This window comes from Pseudomonas sp. S2_E02, assembly GCF_054668355.1.
Genome location: NZ_CP162761.1, coordinates 5,243,601 through 5,261,441, shown reverse-complemented (window position 1 = coordinate 5,261,441; position 17,841 = coordinate 5,243,601). Strand labels below are relative to the sequence as shown.

9 protein-coding genes are annotated in these 17,841 nt (G+C 60.9%); 8 read left to right on the top strand and 1 reads right to left on the bottom strand.

Going from position 1 to position 17,841, the window contains the following annotated elements; all coding sequences use genetic code 11:
• Nucleotides 1-168 precede the first annotated feature (168 nt).
• The 8 genes from prmA to AB4O01_RS23500 all read left to right on the top strand — a co-directional run bounded on the left by prmA (nt 169) and on the right by AB4O01_RS23500 (nt 10,560).
• Complete coding sequence (gene prmA / locus AB4O01_RS23535; protein ID WP_093430245.1) at nt 169-1,047, top strand: 50S ribosomal protein L11 methyltransferase; 879 nt, start codon at nt 169-171, stop codon at nt 1,045-1,047.
• 30 nt (nt 1,048-1,077) lie between these two features.
• Nucleotides 1,078-2,373, top strand: coding sequence for a DUF3426 domain-containing protein (locus tag AB4O01_RS23530; RefSeq protein ID WP_186620944.1), 1,296 nt, complete (start codon nt 1,078-1,080; stop codon nt 2,371-2,373).
• A gap of 185 nt (nt 2,374-2,558) precedes the next feature.
• Entirely contained in the window at nt 2,559-3,569 is a 1,011-nt protein-coding gene (dusB, locus tag AB4O01_RS23525) for a tRNA dihydrouridine synthase DusB (protein ID WP_186620946.1), read from the top strand.
• A complete protein-coding gene (gene fis, locus AB4O01_RS23520) occupies nt 3,566-3,886 on the top strand; it encodes a DNA-binding transcriptional regulator Fis (RefSeq protein ID WP_003221275.1) in 321 nt (106 codons plus the stop codon). The genes dusB and fis overlap by 4 nt, the downstream gene beginning before the upstream one ends.
• 83 nt (nt 3,887-3,969) lie before the next feature.
• Entirely contained in the window at nt 3,970-5,577 is a 1,608-nt protein-coding gene (gene purH / locus AB4O01_RS23515; RefSeq protein WP_186620948.1) for a bifunctional phosphoribosylaminoimidazolecarboxamide formyltransferase/IMP cyclohydrolase, read from the top strand.
• 149 nt (nt 5,578-5,726) lie between these two features.
• Nucleotides 5,727-7,022, top strand: coding sequence for a phosphoribosylamine--glycine ligase (gene purD / locus AB4O01_RS23510; protein WP_116255825.1), 1,296 nt, complete (start codon nt 5,727-5,729; stop codon nt 7,020-7,022).
• 99 nt (nt 7,023-7,121) lie between these two features.
• Nucleotides 7,122-9,899 (top strand): hybrid sensor histidine kinase/response regulator, encoded by a 2,778-nt coding sequence (locus tag AB4O01_RS23505; RefSeq protein ID WP_460089722.1) that lies wholly within the window; start codon nt 7,122-7,124, stop codon nt 9,897-9,899.
• A gap of 64 nt (nt 9,900-9,963) precedes the next feature.
• Nucleotides 9,964-10,560: a MarC family protein gene (locus tag AB4O01_RS23500; protein ID WP_194935523.1), complete on the top strand. Its 597-nt coding sequence runs from the start codon at nt 9,964-9,966 to the stop codon at nt 10,558-10,560.
• Nucleotides 10,561-10,650: 90 nt separating this feature from the next.
• On the opposite strand, the gene AB4O01_RS23495 is transcribed toward AB4O01_RS23500, so the two are convergent.
• The gene (locus AB4O01_RS23495; protein ID WP_460089720.1) at nt 10,651-17,712 is read right to left on the bottom strand and encodes a TcdA/TcdB catalytic glycosyltransferase domain-containing protein; all 7,062 of its coding nucleotides are present in this window, start codon (nt 17,710-17,712) and stop codon (nt 10,651-10,653) included.
• Nucleotides 17,713-17,841: the final 129 nt, after the last annotated feature.

Sequence of the window (17,841 nt, the reverse complement as noted above, 5' to 3'; positions counted from 1 at the left end):
ATGAGCTTTCACTCTATTTGCCGGCAACCGCGCTCCGGGGATACATATGTATATCGCGCCGGCGAATGTGTAACAGCCAAGAGGCGTGTCCACTTTGCCGGCGACCTGGCGTAAACTGCGCGCTTTTGCAGCTTCGGGCTGCCCCACAGATTTTCAAAGGTGCCCGCCATGCCTTGGCTGCAAGTCCGTCTCGCCATCACCCCCGAACAAGCCGAAACCTACGAGGACGCATTCCTCGAAGTCGGCGCCGTGTCGGTGACCTTCATGGACGCCGAAGACCAGCCGATCTTCGAACCGGAACTCAACACCACCCCATTGTGGTCGCACACCCACTTGCTGGCGCTGTTCGAAGGCGGCACCGAACCAGCCCCGGTACTGGCCCATCTGGAACTGCTGACCGGCAGCCCGCTGCCCGAACACCACAGCGAAGTCATCGAAGATCAGGACTGGGAACGCAGCTGGATGGACGGTTTCCAGCCGATGCGTTTCGGCCAGCGCCTGTGGATCGTGCCGAGCTGGCACGCCGCGCCGGAACCTGATGCGGTCAACCTGCTGCTGGATCCGGGCCTGGCGTTCGGCACCGGCACTCACCCGACCACCGCTTTGTGCCTGGAATGGCTCGACGGCCAGGACCTGAAAGACTGCGACGTGCTCGACTTCGGTTGCGGTTCGGGAATTCTGGCGATCGCCGCCCTGTTGCTCGGTGCGAAAGAAGCCGTTGGTACCGACATCGACGTGCAGGCGCTGGAAGCCTCGCGCGACAACGCCGGTCGCAACAATATTGCCGACGAACTGTTCCCGCTGTACCTGCCGCAAGACTTGCCGCAGGTTCAAGCTGACGTGCTGGTCGCCAACATTCTTGCCGGTCCGCTGGTTTCGCTGGCGCCGCAACTGTCTGGCCTGGTCAAATCCGGCGGTCGTCTGGCCCTGTCGGGCATCCTCGCGGAACAAGGTGATGAAGTCGCTGCCGCTTATGCACAGGACTTCGATCTCGACCCGATCGCCAATCGCGATGGCTGGGTGCGCATCACCGGCCGTCGGCGCTAATATGTCCGCCTGCATAATCCGGATCGCCGCATGACTGACAGTTTCGTCACCCAGTGCCCGCATTGCCAAACCAGTTTCCGTGTCAGCCATGCTCAATTGAGCGTGGCCCGCGGGGTGGTTCGCTGCGGCTCCTGCCTGCAAGTGTTCAATGCCGCCAAACAGCTGCTGGAACAACACGCTGGCAAGGACGCGGTGACGCCGCTCGCGCCGTCGCTTGCCGAGCCACTGCCGATTGCGGAGCCACCGCCGATTGTCGAGTCGACGCCAGCCGTCGAACCCGTAGCCATCGTCGAGCCGCCGGCACCGCGCGCCATCAGCCAAAAGCAGTGGAGCGCCTCGGAGCTGGATCTCGACAGCCTCGATCTGGACCAGGAACTTGCCCGCCTCGAGCAACGGGAAATCCAGCCGACCACCGAATTCGGTCGTCCCCGCGAAGATTCCCTGAGCGCCCGGCGCGACATGCCTGAGCCGGACGAAACCGTCTGGCGCGACAGCCTGTTCAGCGAACATGCCGATGAGCACACGATCGAGCCCGACGACGAGGCGGAAGTCTCGGAGATCGAACCGGCCAAAGCCGCACGCACCGAGCCTTCGCTGACTTTGGAACCGGTAGATCTCGACGACGAGCCGGCGATCCCGCAACTGCGCCTTCACGACCCGATCGATCCGAATGCCCGTCGTGAACGATTTTCTGCCAGCGACGATATCGATGACGGCGACGAGTTGCCATCGATCGAGCCGCTGCGCAAAAAGCGCGAGCGCGCAGAACCCGGTGTACGTGCTGAAGTCCTGCAAGACCTGACTGACGACCCGCTGCAACTGGACTGGCAGAAACGCCGCTCGCCGTGGGGACGCCGTTTGCTCTGGTTGCTGTTGGTGCTACTGGCGGCGGGCGGACTGGCTGCCCAATACATCGCCTATCATTTCGACGAACTGGCCCGCCAGGATCAATACCGTCCGTGGTTCCAGCAAATCTGCCCGCAGATCGGCTGCACGGTGCCGTCCAAGGTCGACATCGCCCGGATCAAGAGCAGCAACCTGGTGGTGCGCAGTCATCCAGAGTTCAACGGCGCATTGGTGGTCGACGCGATCATTTATAACCGCGCGACATTTTCTCAGCCCTTTCCATTACTGGAACTGCGTTTCGCCGACCTCAATGGCCACTTGATCGCCAGTCGTCGCTTCAAACCCGGCGAGTACCTCAGAGGGGACCTCGAAGGTCTGGCGGAAATGCCGCCGCAAACGCCGATCCACATTGCGCTGGATATCCTCGACCCAGGCCCGAAAGCAGTGAATTACAGCCTGAGTTTCCACTCGCCCGAGTGAATCCCTGCGGCGGTTTGCAATTGACGGCGGTTTTCTGACTTTGCCACCCACAACCAAACCTGTGGCGATAACGGAATAACTGTTCAGATTTTGTTCAATTCAGCCTTTATCCAGTCATCGAGAGCGGGTATCATGCCAACCCTTTTTCGAACTCTCATGATCCGGCCCCACCTCAGGGAAGTCCTATGTCGGCGGTACGCATCGGCCCATACACATTGCAGAACGGCTTGATTCTCGCCCCGATGGCGGGCGTCACCGACCAGCCCTTTCGTCAGCTGTGCAAGCGTTTGGGCGCAGGGCTTGTAGTCTCGGAAATGGTCACCAGTGACATGAGCCTGTGGAACACCCGCAAGTCGCGCATGCGCATGATCCACGAAGGCGATCCCGAGCCCCGCTCGGTGCAGATTGCCGGTGGCGACGCGCAGATGCTGGCGGATGCGGCCCGGGCCAACGTCGAATTGGGCGCGCAGATTATTGATATCAACATGGGTTGCCCGGCAAAGAAGGTCTGCAACAAGGCCGCCGGTTCCGCGTTGTTGAAGGACGAAGCACTGGTGACCGAGATCCTGCAGGCCGTTGTGGCTGCGGTTGATGTGCCGGTCACCTTGAAGATCCGCACCGGATGGGATCGCGACAACAAGAACGGCCTGACCGTGGCGAAGATCGCCGAGCAGGCCGGGATCACCGCGCTGGCAGTGCATGGCCGCACTCGCGCCGATCTGTACACCGGTGAAGCCGAGTACGACACGATTGCCGCGATCAAGCAGGCGGTGTCGATGCCGGTGTTTGCCAATGGCGATATCGATTCGCCGGAAAAGGCCCGTTACGTGCTCGACGCGACCGGTGCCGATGGCCTGTTGGTAGGCCGCGCCGCCCAAGGGCGGCCATGGATTTTTCGCGAGATCGAACACTTCCTGCGTACCGGCGAGAAATTGCCGGCACCGGAACTGATCGAAGTGGAACACATTCTGCTGGAGCATCTGGCCGCCCTTCACACTTTCTATGGGGATGTGATGGGCGTGCGCATTGCGCGCAAGCATGTGGGCTGGTATCTCGCAACCTTGCCGGGCGCCAGGGAGTTTCGCGCCCACTTCAATCGTTTGGATGGTACGGAAACACAATGCGCCAACGTTCGGGAGTTTTTCGCCGAGCGTTACAAGAGCCTGACAGGGGACGAAGAAGGGGTGGCCGCATGACGATGATGACCGAGACTTTAGTGAGTGGAACAGCACCCGTGAGCGACAACGTGAATTTGAAACAGCACCTCAATACCCCGAGCGAAGAAGGCCAGACCCTTCGCGGGAGTGTCGAGAAGGCGCTGCACAATTATTTCGCCCACCTTGAGGGCGCGTCCGTCACGGATGTGTACAACCTGGTGCTCTCCGAAGTCGAGGCTCCCCTGCTCGAAAGCGTGATGAACTACGTCAAGGGCAACCAGACCAAGGCCAGTGAGCTGCTCGGACTTAACCGCGGCACGCTGCGCAAGAAACTCAAGCAGTACGATCTGCTGTAAGCATTCAATCAAACCAGAAAGGCGCCCGCGTAAAAAACGGTCGCCTTTTTTGCTGACTTCCTTTGCTTTTGATGGAAATTGAGATGACCGACCAGACTACCCGCCTGCCGATCCGCCGCGCCTTGATCAGCGTTTCCGACAAGACCGGGATCCTCGAATTCGCCAAGGAGCTTGAAGCTCTGGGCGTCGAGATCCTCTCCACCGGCGGAACGTTCAAGCTGCTGCGCGACAACGGTGTTGCCGCAGTGGAAGTCGCGGATTACACCGGTTTCGCCGAAATGATGGACGGTCGGGTGAAAACCCTGCACCCGAAAATCCACGGCGGCATCCTCGGTCGTCGCGGTATCGACGACGCAATCATGAGCGAGCACGGCATCAAGCCGATCGATCTGGTGGCGGTCAACCTGTATCCGTTCGAAGCCACCATCAACAAGCCAGGCTGCGACCTGCCGACCGCCATCGAGAACATCGACATTGGCGGCCCGACCATGGTCCGTTCGGCAGCGAAAAACCATAAAGACGTAGCGATCGTGGTGAATGCCAGCGATTACGCCAGCGTCCTGGAAGGCCTGAAAGCCGGTGGCCTGACCTACGCGCAGCGTTTCGACCTGATGCTCAAGGCCTTCGAACACACGGCCGCCTACGACGGCATGATCGCCAACTACATGGGCACCGTGAATCAAGCGGCTGAAACCCTGAGCACTGAAGGCCGCAGCGAATTCCCGCGCACCTTCAACAGCCAGTTCATCAAGGCCCAGGAAATGCGCTACGGCGAGAACCCGCACCAGAGCGCGGCGTTCTACGTGGAAGCCAAGCCTGCCGAAGTCGGCATCGCTACCGCGACCCAACTGCAAGGCAAAGAACTGTCGTACAACAACGTGGCCGACACCGACGCCGCGCTGGAGTGTGTGAAGAGCTTCGTCAAGCCAGCCTGCGTGATCGTCAAGCACGCCAACCCGTGCGGCGTGGCCGTCAGCCCGGACGCTGAAGGCGGCATCCGTCAGGCTTACGAACTGGCTTACGCGACTGACACCGAATCGGCATTCGGCGGCATCATCGCCTTCAACCGTGAACTGGATGCCGAGACCGCCAAAGCGATCGTCGAGCGTCAGTTCGTTGAAGTGATCATCGCCCCGAGCGTCAGCGAAGAGGCTCGCGCCATCGTTGCAGCCAAAGCCAACGTGCGCCTGCTGGCCTGCGGCGAGTGGTCGGCAGACCGCGCAGCCGCGTGGGACTACAAACGCGTCAATGGCGGTCTGCTGGTACAGAGCCGCGACATCGGCATGATCAGTGCCGATGACCTCAAAGTCGTGACCAAACGCGCGCCGACCGAACAGGAAGTCCATGACCTGATCTTCGCTTGGAAAGTGGCCAAGTACGTCAAGTCCAACGCCATCGTCTACGCCAAGAACCGTCAGACCATCGGTGTCGGCGCGGGCCAGATGAGCCGCGTAAACTCGGCGCGTATCGCCGCGATCAAGGCTGAGCACGCTGGCCTGCAAGTTGCCGGTTCGGTGATGGCATCGGACGCGTTCTTCCCGTTCCGCGATGGCCTCGACAACGCGGCCAAGGTCGGCATCACTGCGGTGATCCAGCCGGGCGGCTCGATGCGTGATGCTGAAGTGATTGCTGCTGCCGACGAAGCTGGCATCGCGATGGTATTCACCGGCATGCGTCACTTCCGTCACTGATTATTGCTTGATCGTACCCACGCTCTGCGTGGGCACGTAGCCCGGGACGCTCCGCGTCCCTTGGACGCAGAGCGTCCGTAGAGGCATTCCCACGCAGAGCGTGGGAACGATCAGCCCCCACAGAATTAGCGTCATCCGAGGTTTTTGAAATGAATGTTTTGATCATTGGCAGCGGTGGCCGTGAACACGCCCTGGCCTGGAAAGTGGCTCAGGATCCGCGCGTGCAGAAAGTTTTCGTCGCACCGGGCAACGCTGGCACCGCCATTGAAGCCAAGTGCGAGAACGTCGCCATCGACGTGCTGGCCCTTGAGCAACTGGCCGACTTTGCCGAGAAAAACGTTTCCCTGACCATCGTCGGCCCGGAAGTGCCGCTGGTCGCTGGCGTTGTTGATCTGTTCCGCTCCCGTGGCCTGGACTGCTTCGGTCCGACCGCCGGCGCTGCGCAGCTGGAAGGTTCGAAGGCCTTCACCAAGGACTTCCTGGCTCGCCACAAGATCCCGACCGCCGACTACCAGAACTTCACCGAAATCGAGCCGGCCCTGGCGTATCTGCGTGAAAAAGGCGCACCGATCGTGATCAAGGCCGATGGCCTGGCGGCCGGTAAAGGCGTGATCGTCGCCATGACCCTGGCCGAAGCCGAAGACGCCGTGCGCGACATGCTCGCTGGCAATGCCTTCGGTGACGCCGGTTCGCGCGTGGTGATCGAAGAATTCCTCGACGGCGAAGAAGCCTCGTTCATCGTCATGGTCGATGGCAAAAACGTCCTGCCGATGGCCACCAGCCAAGACCACAAACGTGTTGGCGACGGCGACAGCGGCCCGAACACTGGCGGCATGGGTGCCTACTCCCCTGCCCCGGTGGTCACTGCCGACGTGCACCAGCGCGTGATGGATCTGGTGATCTGGCCGACCGTGCGTGGCATGGCTGAAGAAGGCAATGTCTACACCGGTTTCCTCTACGCCGGTCTGATGATCGACAAGGCTGGTAATCCAAAGGTTATCGAGTTCAACTGCCGCTTCGGCGACCCGGAAACCCAACCGGTGATGCTGCGTCTGCAATCGAGCCTGGTGCTGTTGGTTGAAGCCGCTCTGGCGCAAGCACTGGACAAGGTTGAAGCACAGTGGGATCCACGCCCGAGCGTCGGCATCGTGCTGGCCGCTGGCGGCTACCCGGGCGACTACGCCAAGGGCGCGGCGATCAACGGTCTGGACGCAGCGGCCAGCCTGGAAGGCAAAGTCTTCCACGCCGGTACCGCGCTGAAGGATGGTCAGGTCGTCACTGCCGGTGGTCGCGTACTCTGCGCCACCGCAATGGGCGCTAGCGTCGGTGAAGCCCAGCAGCAAGCCTACAAGCTGGCCGAGGCCATCGACTGGGAAGGCTGCTTCTACCGCAAGGACATTGGCTACCGCGCCATTGCCCGTGAACGTGGCGAAACCCAGGAATAAGCTGTTCATCAAGTCCGGCGGGGGATACCGTTCCTCGCCGGACTGTTCCGCCGCGGCGCATCGTTATATTCTGGCATCAACCTACGAAGGGATTTCGCCGTGCGCTGGCTCAGGATTGCCATAAGCTTCACCGTCACGTTGCTGACCTTGCTCTGCATGCTCCCGGCCCAGGCCGCGCAAGGCAGTGGCTGGTCGGTATTGCTTGACGATCAGGGCAATCTGCAACTGAGCGATATCCGCTCCGCTCGCTACACCAATCAATTCAGCCCCATCGACCTCGACCGCCTCACTGCGGCCGAGCCCGATGGCGCCCTGTGGTTGCGCTTCAAACTGGCGCCGGGCAAGCACGAACAAGTGCTGCGCATCTTTGCCCCCGACCTGTCACAGCTCAATCTCTACGTACTCGACGGTGACAAGCTGATCGAGCAACGCAACACCGGCACCGACCAGCCACAGGCCGAAAGGCCGTTGCCGAGCAGCGACTTCATGCTGCCGTTGCCCCAGACCGACAAACCGCTCGATGTTTATCTGCGCCTGGTCTCCGATCACCAGTTGCGCCCGCACGTCACCCTGCAATCGGCGGTGATGAGCGCGGCCAACCACAATCAGACGCTGATCTTCGGCTTGCTGTTCGGCTGTCTCGCCATGCTGCTGTTGCACAACCTTGTGCGCTACGCCTACTCCCGCTCGCGCAGCAGCCTGTGGCTGGCGGTCTGCGAGGGCCTGCTGGGCCTCAGTCTGTTGCTGCTGCTCAACCTCGCCGGTCCCTGGCTGCCGAACTGGCACGCGGTGCAGACCCCGGGCGCCTATCTGGCATTGCTGCTGACCGCTCCCGCAGGGCTGATGTTCGCCTATCGCTTCTTCGCGCCGCTCGGCCCGCACCCGCTGAACAAACTGTTGATTGGCGACATCCTGTTTATCGTCACCTGCAGCCTGTTGCTGCTGTTCGTCAACACCCTGCCGCTGAACATCATCACCTATGCCCTGGTGGCCCTGGCCGGCCTGAGCATGTTGTTTGTCGCCTTCTATCACTGGCAGAAGGGTTACCGCCCGGCGCGCCTGTTCGTCGCCGCAATGGTGGTGTTCAACATCGGCACCTTGATCATTCTTCCCGCGTTGCTGGGGCTGACACTGGTCTCGCCGCAGGGTCTGATCATGACCCTGATGGCATTCATCTGTATCAGCGGGCTGCTGATGAGCATCGCCCTCGGCGAGCGTCAGCGCAGCATCACCGAAAGTCGTTTCAGCGTCAGCCGCGACCTCGCCGCGAGCAATGCCGAGATCAACGCCAAAGCCGAGTTCCTCGCCAAGATCAGCCACGAAATCCGCACGCCGATGAACGGCGTGCTGGGCATGACCGAACTGCTGCTGGGCACGCCTCTGTCGGTCAAGCAACGCGACTACGTGCAGACCATTCACAGCGCCGGCAACGAATTGCTGACGTTGATCAACGAGATTCTCGACATCTCCAAGCTCGAGTCCGGGCAGATCGAACTGGACGATGTGCAGTTCGACCTCAATGCCTTGATCGACGACTGCCTGAGCATCTACCGGGCCAAGGCCGAACAGCAGAACGTCGAACTGATCAGCTTTATCCAGCCGCAAGTACCGCGGGTGATCAGCGGCGACCCGACCCGCCTGCGCCAGACTCTGCTGAGCCTGCTGGAAAACGCCCTGAAGAAAACCGATGAAGGTGAAGTGCTGATCGTCGTCGCCCTCGACGAGCGCAGCAAAAAACCGCGTCTGCGCATCGCCGTGCAGGACAGCGGTGAACCGATGGAGCAGGAAGAACGCGACGCACTGATGCACGCCGAACTGCACAGCAAGCACTTCCTTTCGGCCAATCGTCTGGGTGGCAACCTGGGGCTGGTGATCGCGCGACAACTGATCCGCTTGATGCATGGCGAGTTCGGCATCAAGAGCGGCGCCAATCAGGGCAGCACGTTATGGCTGACTTTGCCGCTGGACCCCGACCGCCTCGAACACCCGACCTCCGATCTCGACAGTCCGCTGCAGGGCGCGCGGGTCCTGGTGGTCGACGACAACGACACCTGCCGCAAAGTGCTGGTCCAGCAATGCAGTGCGTGGGGGCTGAATGTCAGCGCCGTACCTTCAGGCAAGGAAGCGTTGGCTCTCCTGCGGACCAAGGCGCACCTGCGTGATTACTTTGATGTGGTGTTGCTCGATCAGAACATGCCCGGCATGACCGGCATGCAGCTCGCGGCCAAGATCAAGGAAGACCCGAGTCTGAACCACGACATCCTGCTGATCATGCTCACCGGCATCAGCAATGCACCGAGCAAGATCATCGCGCGCAACTCGGGGATCAAACGCATCCTCGCCAAACCGGTGGCCGGCTACACCCTCAAGACCACCCTGGCCGACGAGCTCAACCAGCGCAACAAAGGTCAGGTGGTGTTCCAGCCGCAAGTGGTCACCCCGGCCACGGCGGCGAAAGTGCCGAGCGATTTCCGCATCCTCGTCGCCGAAGACAACACGATTTCGACCAAAGTGATTCGCGGCATGCTCGGCAAGCTCAACCTGCAACCGGACACCGCCGCCAACGGCGAAGAAGCCCTGCAAGCGATGAAAGCCCAGCGTTACGATCTGGTGCTGATGGACTGCGAAATGCCGATCCTCGATGGCTTCTCGGCGACCCAGCAATTGCGCGCCTGGGAAGTCAGCAATCAACGCATTCGCACGCCGATCGTGGCGTTGACGGCGCATATTCTCGCCGAACACAAGGAGCGCGCGCGTCAGGCCGGGATGGATGGGCACATGTCCAAGCCGGTCGAGTTGTCACAATTGCGCGAGCTGATCGAGCACTGGGTAGCCGAGCGTGATCAGCAGAACCGTGCCACGACGCCCACCTCCTGAGCCGACAGACCCCGTAGCGCCTGATAGACTCCCCCACGAATTCCCTCGCCAGTGAGCTTGCACCATGCTCCATGTGTTGTTCAGCGTTTACCTGAAGATGCTGGTGCTCTACAGCCCGTTCTTCGTGCTGTCGTGTTTTATCAGCCTGACCCGCGGTTATTCGCGCAAGGAACAACGGCGGCTGGCCTGGAAAGTCGCCGTGGCCACGCTGGTCTCCAGCATCTTGCTGTATCTGTTCGGGCGGGTGATTTTCGATGTGTTCGGCATCACCGTGGATGCCTTTCGCATCGGCGCCGGCAGTGTGCTGTTCATTTCGGCACTGGGGATGGCGCAGGGCAAACCGGCGGTACAGGCCGACAATGTGCAGCAGGACGTCACCATCGTGCCGCTGACCATCCCGCTGACGGTCGGCCCGGGCACCATCGGTGCCTTGCTGGTAATGGGCGTCAGCCAGCCGCACTGGGACGACAAACTCACCGCGATCATGAGTATTGCCCTGGCCAGTTTCACCGTCGGCGTGGTGCTGTATCTGTCGAATCGTATCGAGCGGATTCTGGGCGATCAGGGCTTGCAGATCGTCAGTCGTTTGATGGGATTGTTTGTTTGCGCCTTGGCGGCGCAGATCATTTTTACAGGGGTCAAAGGCTATTTGGTGCCCTGAACAAGCGCATCGAATACGTCCGTACACTTCTTGCAAAGGGCCGTGAATTTACTCTTCACGGCCCTTTTACTTTCTACATCGGTCGTTGACTCAAAGCGCTGCCTCGATCAGCTCGTTCAGACTGACCACGGCATTAGCGCCCTGTACCTGCGCAAAACGCTGCAACCAATCAGCGAGAGTAAACGTGCAGTGGACCCGCTCATCGAGCCGGACTGTTATTTCCATTGGCGTGTTTTCCTCGCCGCCCTGCGGCTCGACATTGCGCACAATCAGCGTGCTTGCACTGTCCGGGTCGGCAATCACCAGATGCCCTTCAACCCGCGACATCAAAAGGCGCGCGCAGTCAGCCATGTCGAGGAACAGCAGGTTCGTGCCCGGACCATCGTCGTCCGCTGCCAGCCGCGTATCGACCACGATGCAGTCCAGACGCTGCCAGGTTTCGTCGGTGATGCGATACCCGGTCTCCCGGGAACCGAAGGCCAGAATCAGTGTGTCGATGCCATCGGGCAATAATGCGCAGATATCGGTCACCTCATCGCTCAAGGACAGGGACAACACCTCGCCTTCGCGGTGCGCGTGGCAGCCCGGAATCCAGACAGGATCAGGATCGACCGGGCCTGTGCTGAAGACAAGTCCGTCAACTGCGTCGAATAGCAGCGCAGCGGTGTTTTGGCGCGTGCCAAGAAACGTCGGCCACTGTCGCGCATGGCGCCCGGCGACCTCAAACAAGCGATCCGTTGCAGGCAGGTAATATGTGTAGCGCGTGCCGGTATGTTCGACCGGCAGGACCTGCGCGTGGACCTGCCCCGCGAGCAGTGCTTTCAAGCGCGTACGCCACTGCTCGGCCGTCTGCCCCTGCACGTGCGACCAGCGATTTTCCACGCTGATGATCCGCGCTGGCTGCTGATCGTGCAGTTCGACATTGACCCCGTCGCGGGTTTGCCCGAGCAGACCTTGTCCATGCCTCAGCACGTGAACAAATGACCACTGCGGCCAGATCTTTTCTGCCATGGGCAACTGCCCGGGGCTCACGCGCTGCGGCCCAGCAGCAAACGCGACGCGCAATGCCTCGATGGCAATCGTCGGCTGGCGATAAAGCCGCCCGGTCGAACCCTCCAGCAACCATGCGGCCTGTTTGTCCGGCGTCAGTCCCAACGGCGTCAACTGCACTTCAGGTCCGATGTTCGACACGACGAATTGCTCCTCGATGCACCACGCCGGCAGAAATGCATGACCCGCCCCATTGCCCAATCCGATGAGCGGAAAAGGTTCGGCTTTGTAGACTTTTGCCAGCGCCGGCAAGGCGTCCAGCCAGTCGGAGTTGAGCTGTAGCCAGCGCTGGCCGAGGCCGGCAAATTTCAGAATGTTCGGCGTGGGAATGCCGTCCGTCCACTGCTCATCTTTGATGCTGGTGTCGACCTCGAAGAGGCGGCCGTCGGCCTTGGTGGCAATGTAGCTTCCGTACGTTTGGGTGACGTCGACAATATCGCGCTCGATGACCCGATTGATAAATTGCCCCACCCTCGGCTCCACCCCTTGACTGATGGTCTGCGCTTGCTTGCTGTAGAACAGCAGCGCACCGCTCTGCGGATCGGCCGGCATCAACATGACCATGTCCGCCTCACTGCCCAACCCCGCCGAAAAATAGTGGCCCGTGCGTTTGTTGACCCAGGCACGCCGGCGCAATCCTTCGAAGTAGTAGGTGCGCGCGTAAACGAACGCTGCATATACCCAGGTGCTGATGGCATTGGCCATGCCCGGGGTTTCATCGTTATACGCGCCGAAGGTCGTGAAGTGATGCAAGTCGCCCTGCCCGGGACGCGCGGTGGGTTTCTCGATAAACGATGACTTGATGCCCGTCAGGACCACGGCCGCATCGCTGAGGCGATACTCCAGTGTGGTTTCGGTTTCAGTTATCCGGGCGTCGATCAGCAAGCGTTGCAACACTCGCAAACTGCCATCGGCGTCCTGGACACAACCCATGATGTGCGACCCGCTCGCGGGGTTCATCAAGCGGTAGCGATGCACGACCGTGCCGGTGATCGCGTCGACACGCCAGACCGTCGCCCGTTGCGGATGGTAGAACCAGGCATGGCGGGCACTGGCGCCGCCCAACAGCAGCCCCTCGTTCACCGCGCTCGGCAGATTGCGTGCGTACAACAGACGGTCACTGGTCGCGTCATACCAGGCGGTGGTCACCACCATGGTGGCGGCGGGCATGCGGAATTTGTACAGCGCCACAGCATTTGCGACCAATTGGCCTTCGCGGGCGTGCTGGCGCAGCATCGCCAGTATTTGCGGCAGGCGGCTTTGCTCATCAAGGGTGACCGACTGTAAGCGAAGGCAGCGCTCCCACCCATCGACCCGGAACAGGCCCTCGGCCAGTTCGATCAAGCCATCGAAAACCGACAGCAACGTGCCGTCAACCATCAGTTGGACTTCATCATCATTTTCCCGATTCGGGGCGGCAAATCTGACCTGTTCCAGGCAAGCCCAGGTCGCCTGCACGATCCACTTGGCTGGGCCATGAAATCTGACCGCCACAATGCCGGGTACCAGACGCACCTGATAGTGCCCAGCAGGAGCGGTGATCGCGTAGGAAATTTTGTTCTGCACTGGCGCTTCCAGCGTCGGCACCACCAACTGGCGTACCTGACTGTCCAGCACCACGCTGATGTCTGTCGGTTGATAGACCGGATGCAGCGTGTACAGAATGTGCGGCAGCGACGGGTTGCTGGTGAGATAAAAGCGCCGGTTTCCGTGTTGGTCATACTCCAGCGTGTCCGCCATGCGATCCGTCACTTGCGGGTAGCGGGTTTCAGCAGGGATATCGCCAGCGTCCCCGACCTCGCCGGGAAGGGGGTCGTAGGTGTACCCGCCCAGCCCCTTCAACTGATACTCGTAACCGTAATGGCAGATCGGCGTGCACGGCAGCACCAGCGTCTCGAGCCTGTCGGTTTCGTCGCGGTAAAGATGAACGACCTCGGGCAGCCCCAGTGCCTGGCGGATATCGAGGGACAGGTGAATAGCCTGCGGGTCATCGTTGTACTGCGGCAGCTCCAGTGGCCCGCCCGTCCAGGGGTAAAACTTCTGGCTGTCGAAGCGCACGTCATTGGTTTGCAGGTTCAGACTGACGATGACCGCCTCTGCGGGAAATTGCAGCACGCCATCCTTCAAGGTGTAGGCACCGCGCCGGTAAGCATGACCGATCGCCCGCAGATGATTGCCTACCGCCGTCGCCTTGTCCCTGATCTGTCCCAGGTTGCTGGCAATCGCCGTCACCCCAATGCCGACACCCAGCAGCGGCACCGAGAGAACGGCCGCTGCCGTGCCCACCGCCCCGCCAGCCGCCAAAGCAACAACATCCAGCCCCAATGCCGCAACGTTGAATACCAGTGAGGTGGAGAACCGCGAGCGTTGCTCGTGGTTCTCGGCCACCGACAGGTTGTGGAGATCGAAGCCGATGTTGGCGAGCGAAAATACCAATCCGCCTGCCGTGGTGGCACGCCCCAGCAGACGCCCGGACAACGACGACTGACCAAGCGTCAATGCCCGTTCGCTGGCCGCCACCTGACGCACCAGATTGATCGTCTGGGCCGTGTCGCTCAATACGCCGAAACCCAACTGCGCATAGTTGAAATAGACCTGCACTTGCAGGGCTATCGACAAAACCGGTGCCCGCTCGCCATCAGCCTGATAGTCACGATGGCGCATTTCAGTGACCAACGCCTGGATCGCGAAGGCGAAACTCAGACGACTGCCGCCGTCGGCTTCGACCGCGGCACTCGGCTTGCCCGTCAATGCGATAACCAAACGTTGAAGGTGTTTCTTAAGCCTGTCGAACCGCGCATCGGCGGTGCCGACCGTCAGTGATCTGGCCGGGTTTTGCACATCCACCAGCGTCAGCGAATAACCCGCGTCCGGGTTTGCCTTGAGCGTTTCCAGCAGCGGCAGATAGTCGCGACCCAATGTGTGTTCAGCGCGTAATTGCCGGGTCGCCTGATCAAATTCCTGCGCCCAGTAACGCGCGTCCAACTGCGCGAGGCTAGCCCCCAGCCGCGCGTTTTCACTGAGTGAGCGCGTGCGTGCGACAGCTTGCCTGGCCCAGACCGAAGCCGCCTGAGGATCGGCGAGCGCTGCGGTTTGCAAAAAACTCTCGACGCGCAACCCGGACGACAATGTCCGCTCGGCGAGCGCTACGGTGTCCAGTTCGATTACATCGAACTGCGCAGTGCCGATGTCAGTCAGGCCGTACAACTTCGCCAAAGTGTTGCCGTCGTCACTTAAATAACGTGCCACGCCCTGCTTCATTTCTGCGCTGGCGGCAAATCCATAAATCGCAAAATTGGGATCATAAAAGCGATAGAACGTTTGCTCATCCACTTGCACTTTGGCCACCAGCAAAGCGTGATTGCCTGTATCGAGCAGCAGGACGCCGGAGGCGGTTTTCGCTTCCAGTGTCTGCATCACGCTGTCGAGGTTTTGCCGGCCACGAGCCTGTCCGATCGCACGCCCGGAGACCTCGCCCAGCTCATCCAGCGCACTGAGCAACGCCCGCGAATCTACGTCTTGCGGCCTCAGGCTGGCATTGGCCACACGTCCGATCAGTGCACGCTCGGCCAACCCGCCAGCACCCACGGCGGCGGCCATCAACAACGCCAGCGGATAGCAACGGCGTCCCGGGTCGCCCGTGCTGCGCCTCAACAAATCCTGCGGCAGTTGCCTGACGGACACGGCGCCGGACTGGAACAACGCCTCCCGCACCTGGCCACCCCGCTTGAAAATGTGCCGGTGGTATTCACGCTGCGCCGTGCGATTGATCTGTCCGATGCGCTCGCCCCACTGTTTCAGCGTCAGCGGTTCGCTCATCGCCAACGCCTTGAGTTCGCGCGCCGTGTGCGTGCTGTGGATGCTCGCGCCGGCAAGCCCCGCCTCGAAGCTCGGCGATGCCTGCTGAATCAGGGCCTTTTCGATCGCGTGGTAACGGGCGAACAAACCGCCCTCAGCGGTTTCCCGAGCGATGTCCATAACGCTCTGCCAGACCGGGGCAAACCCGGCGGCATCCAGGCTGTTTGCCCCCAACATCCCGCCAAGGATGACGCGTTGCAACGGGCTGAGTTGCTCAACCGCCAGCGAGCCATGGGCAACGAGGGTGAACAACTCATTGAGATTGCGGGTAGGCTCCGCGCCATGGGAAAGCGGAATCGCACGGACTGTTTGCGCGCGAATCTGCTCACGGCTGTCGAAACCGATGGAGATCGCTGAATTGAACGTCATGTCGCCGCTCAACTTCTCCTGCATCGCGCGCAGGAACGGCTCGCCCAGATCGTCCATCAGTGGCTGCAATACCGAGGTCAACATCACCGGTTGGCCTTCGATGACCGGCCAGCCCTGCTTGAAGGTTAGCGTGTGCGCTTTCAGCAGATCCGCCAGTTGGCCGACGTAGCGCGATTTCAGTTTGCCGTTCTGCCACTTCTCCCGCTCTTCGAGCAACCATTGCTCGGCCTTACCGTCGACGGTCCAGCCGGAGATCATCTCCTCCTCGGTGTGGGTGTTGTAGCCTTCGAGCAACTTCAGGCGCTCACGGATCTGTACATGTCGATCGGGTTGCAGGTGCTGCTCTATGTATTTGAGCAGCGCGGCCGCGGCGGCCCCCGGGCCCGTCAGGGTGATGGTGCCGCGGGCTTCAAGGCGAATGCCATCGCGGTAATAGGTAAAAATCGCGTCGATCAGTCTGGAGCGGAACACCTCGCCTTGCGCTTCAGGCAGTTTGCCCTGCGCCTGAGCTTCGTTGACCACATTCTCGACCACATCAAACATCCGTGCCTGATCCGTCGCGTCGATGCCGGCGAGCGCCGCACGCCGCTCCACTTCCAGCAGACAGTCATAATTGAGGCGGATCATCTGCATGTACGCCAGGGTCATGGCACTGCCGGGATGGGCCAGCATATGCGCATTCATTTCCGCCCAGTCCGGCAAGCCATAGGCCGTGCCCAAACGCATCGCGTCCTGCGGCACCGCGTGATCTTGCGGTGCGACAAAGATCTCACTTAGCGGGTGTTGCTCACGGGCAAACGCCGTCAATGCTTCGAGGTGTTCGGGCGGGATTTTGTCAGTGCGGTCGAGATAACGCTGGCGGTCGCGTCCCGGCATCAACGCTTCATTGTGGTTCAACAGCAACTGCAAAACGCCGATTCGGCCTTCTTCGCCGACGCTGAGAATATCGACACCGGCCAGCGTGTCCGCCAGTGGCGGCAAGTAATCCATGTCACTGTAACGGCCACCTTCGAGGTATTCGGCCTGCAGGCGCACGACATCGCTCGCTGCGGCAAAATTGCCGCGCATGGCCACCTCGCGCTGATAGACATCCTGCAAAAAGTGCCCAGCAAATTCGTCGCCGACATCGCGCAATTGCAGGTCCGCTCCGAGCATCGCCTGATGCGTCTGCAGGCAGCGCTGGCGAAAGGCTTCAAGCGTCGCCCGATCCTTGCCGTAGGCACGCACCATCAAGTCGATCCGCGCTTCGTCGGCTCGCCCCCGCCACTGGGCTTGCTGAAGGTGGGCGAACATCTGCTGCTTCAACACCCGCGCACGGTCTTCGATCATCTGCGACAACTGAAAAGCCTTGCTGACCTTGTCACCGCCCGACTCCAGCGCATCCACTCTGGCGCTGTCGAGGATCACCCGGTTCATTTCAAAGGCCAGCAACGCATCACTGTCGTACCAGAGGTTGAAGCGGTAACCCTGCGGCTCCAGCACCTGGCGCCAGATGTTCATGTAGTCGCGCTGATTGGCCCCGACTTCACTGCCGCCGACCCAGACAAAGTGCATGATTTTCGCCACGGGCCTGGCCACGCCATGGAGCATGGCGTGTGTGTCCTCCAGCCTGGCGACAGACTTGACCAGATCCGATCTGATCTGGCTGATGGCTTCGGAAAGGGGCTGAGTCCTGCGTTGGAGCAACGACTCCAGCGCCTGCTGAAACAGCTTGATCAACAGCAGTCGCTGCGGGTCATCAGCGGCTTGTCTGGCCAGTTCATAGTGCGACAGCAACACCTTGTATTCAGCGCTGCCGGCAAACTCGCTCAGCGCCCGCTGCAGTTGCGAGAAATCTTTGGCGGAAAGGATTTCGTACGGCTTGTTGGTTTTCATCGTGGCACTTCTTCAATAACGGCTTCGTTCGCCACGAAACTATTGAACTGGAGTACCACGCTCAAACCCGAACAAACTCAAACGATGTCCAGTGAAACAGCCAATAACACTCGGGGTTTGCGCTTGAAC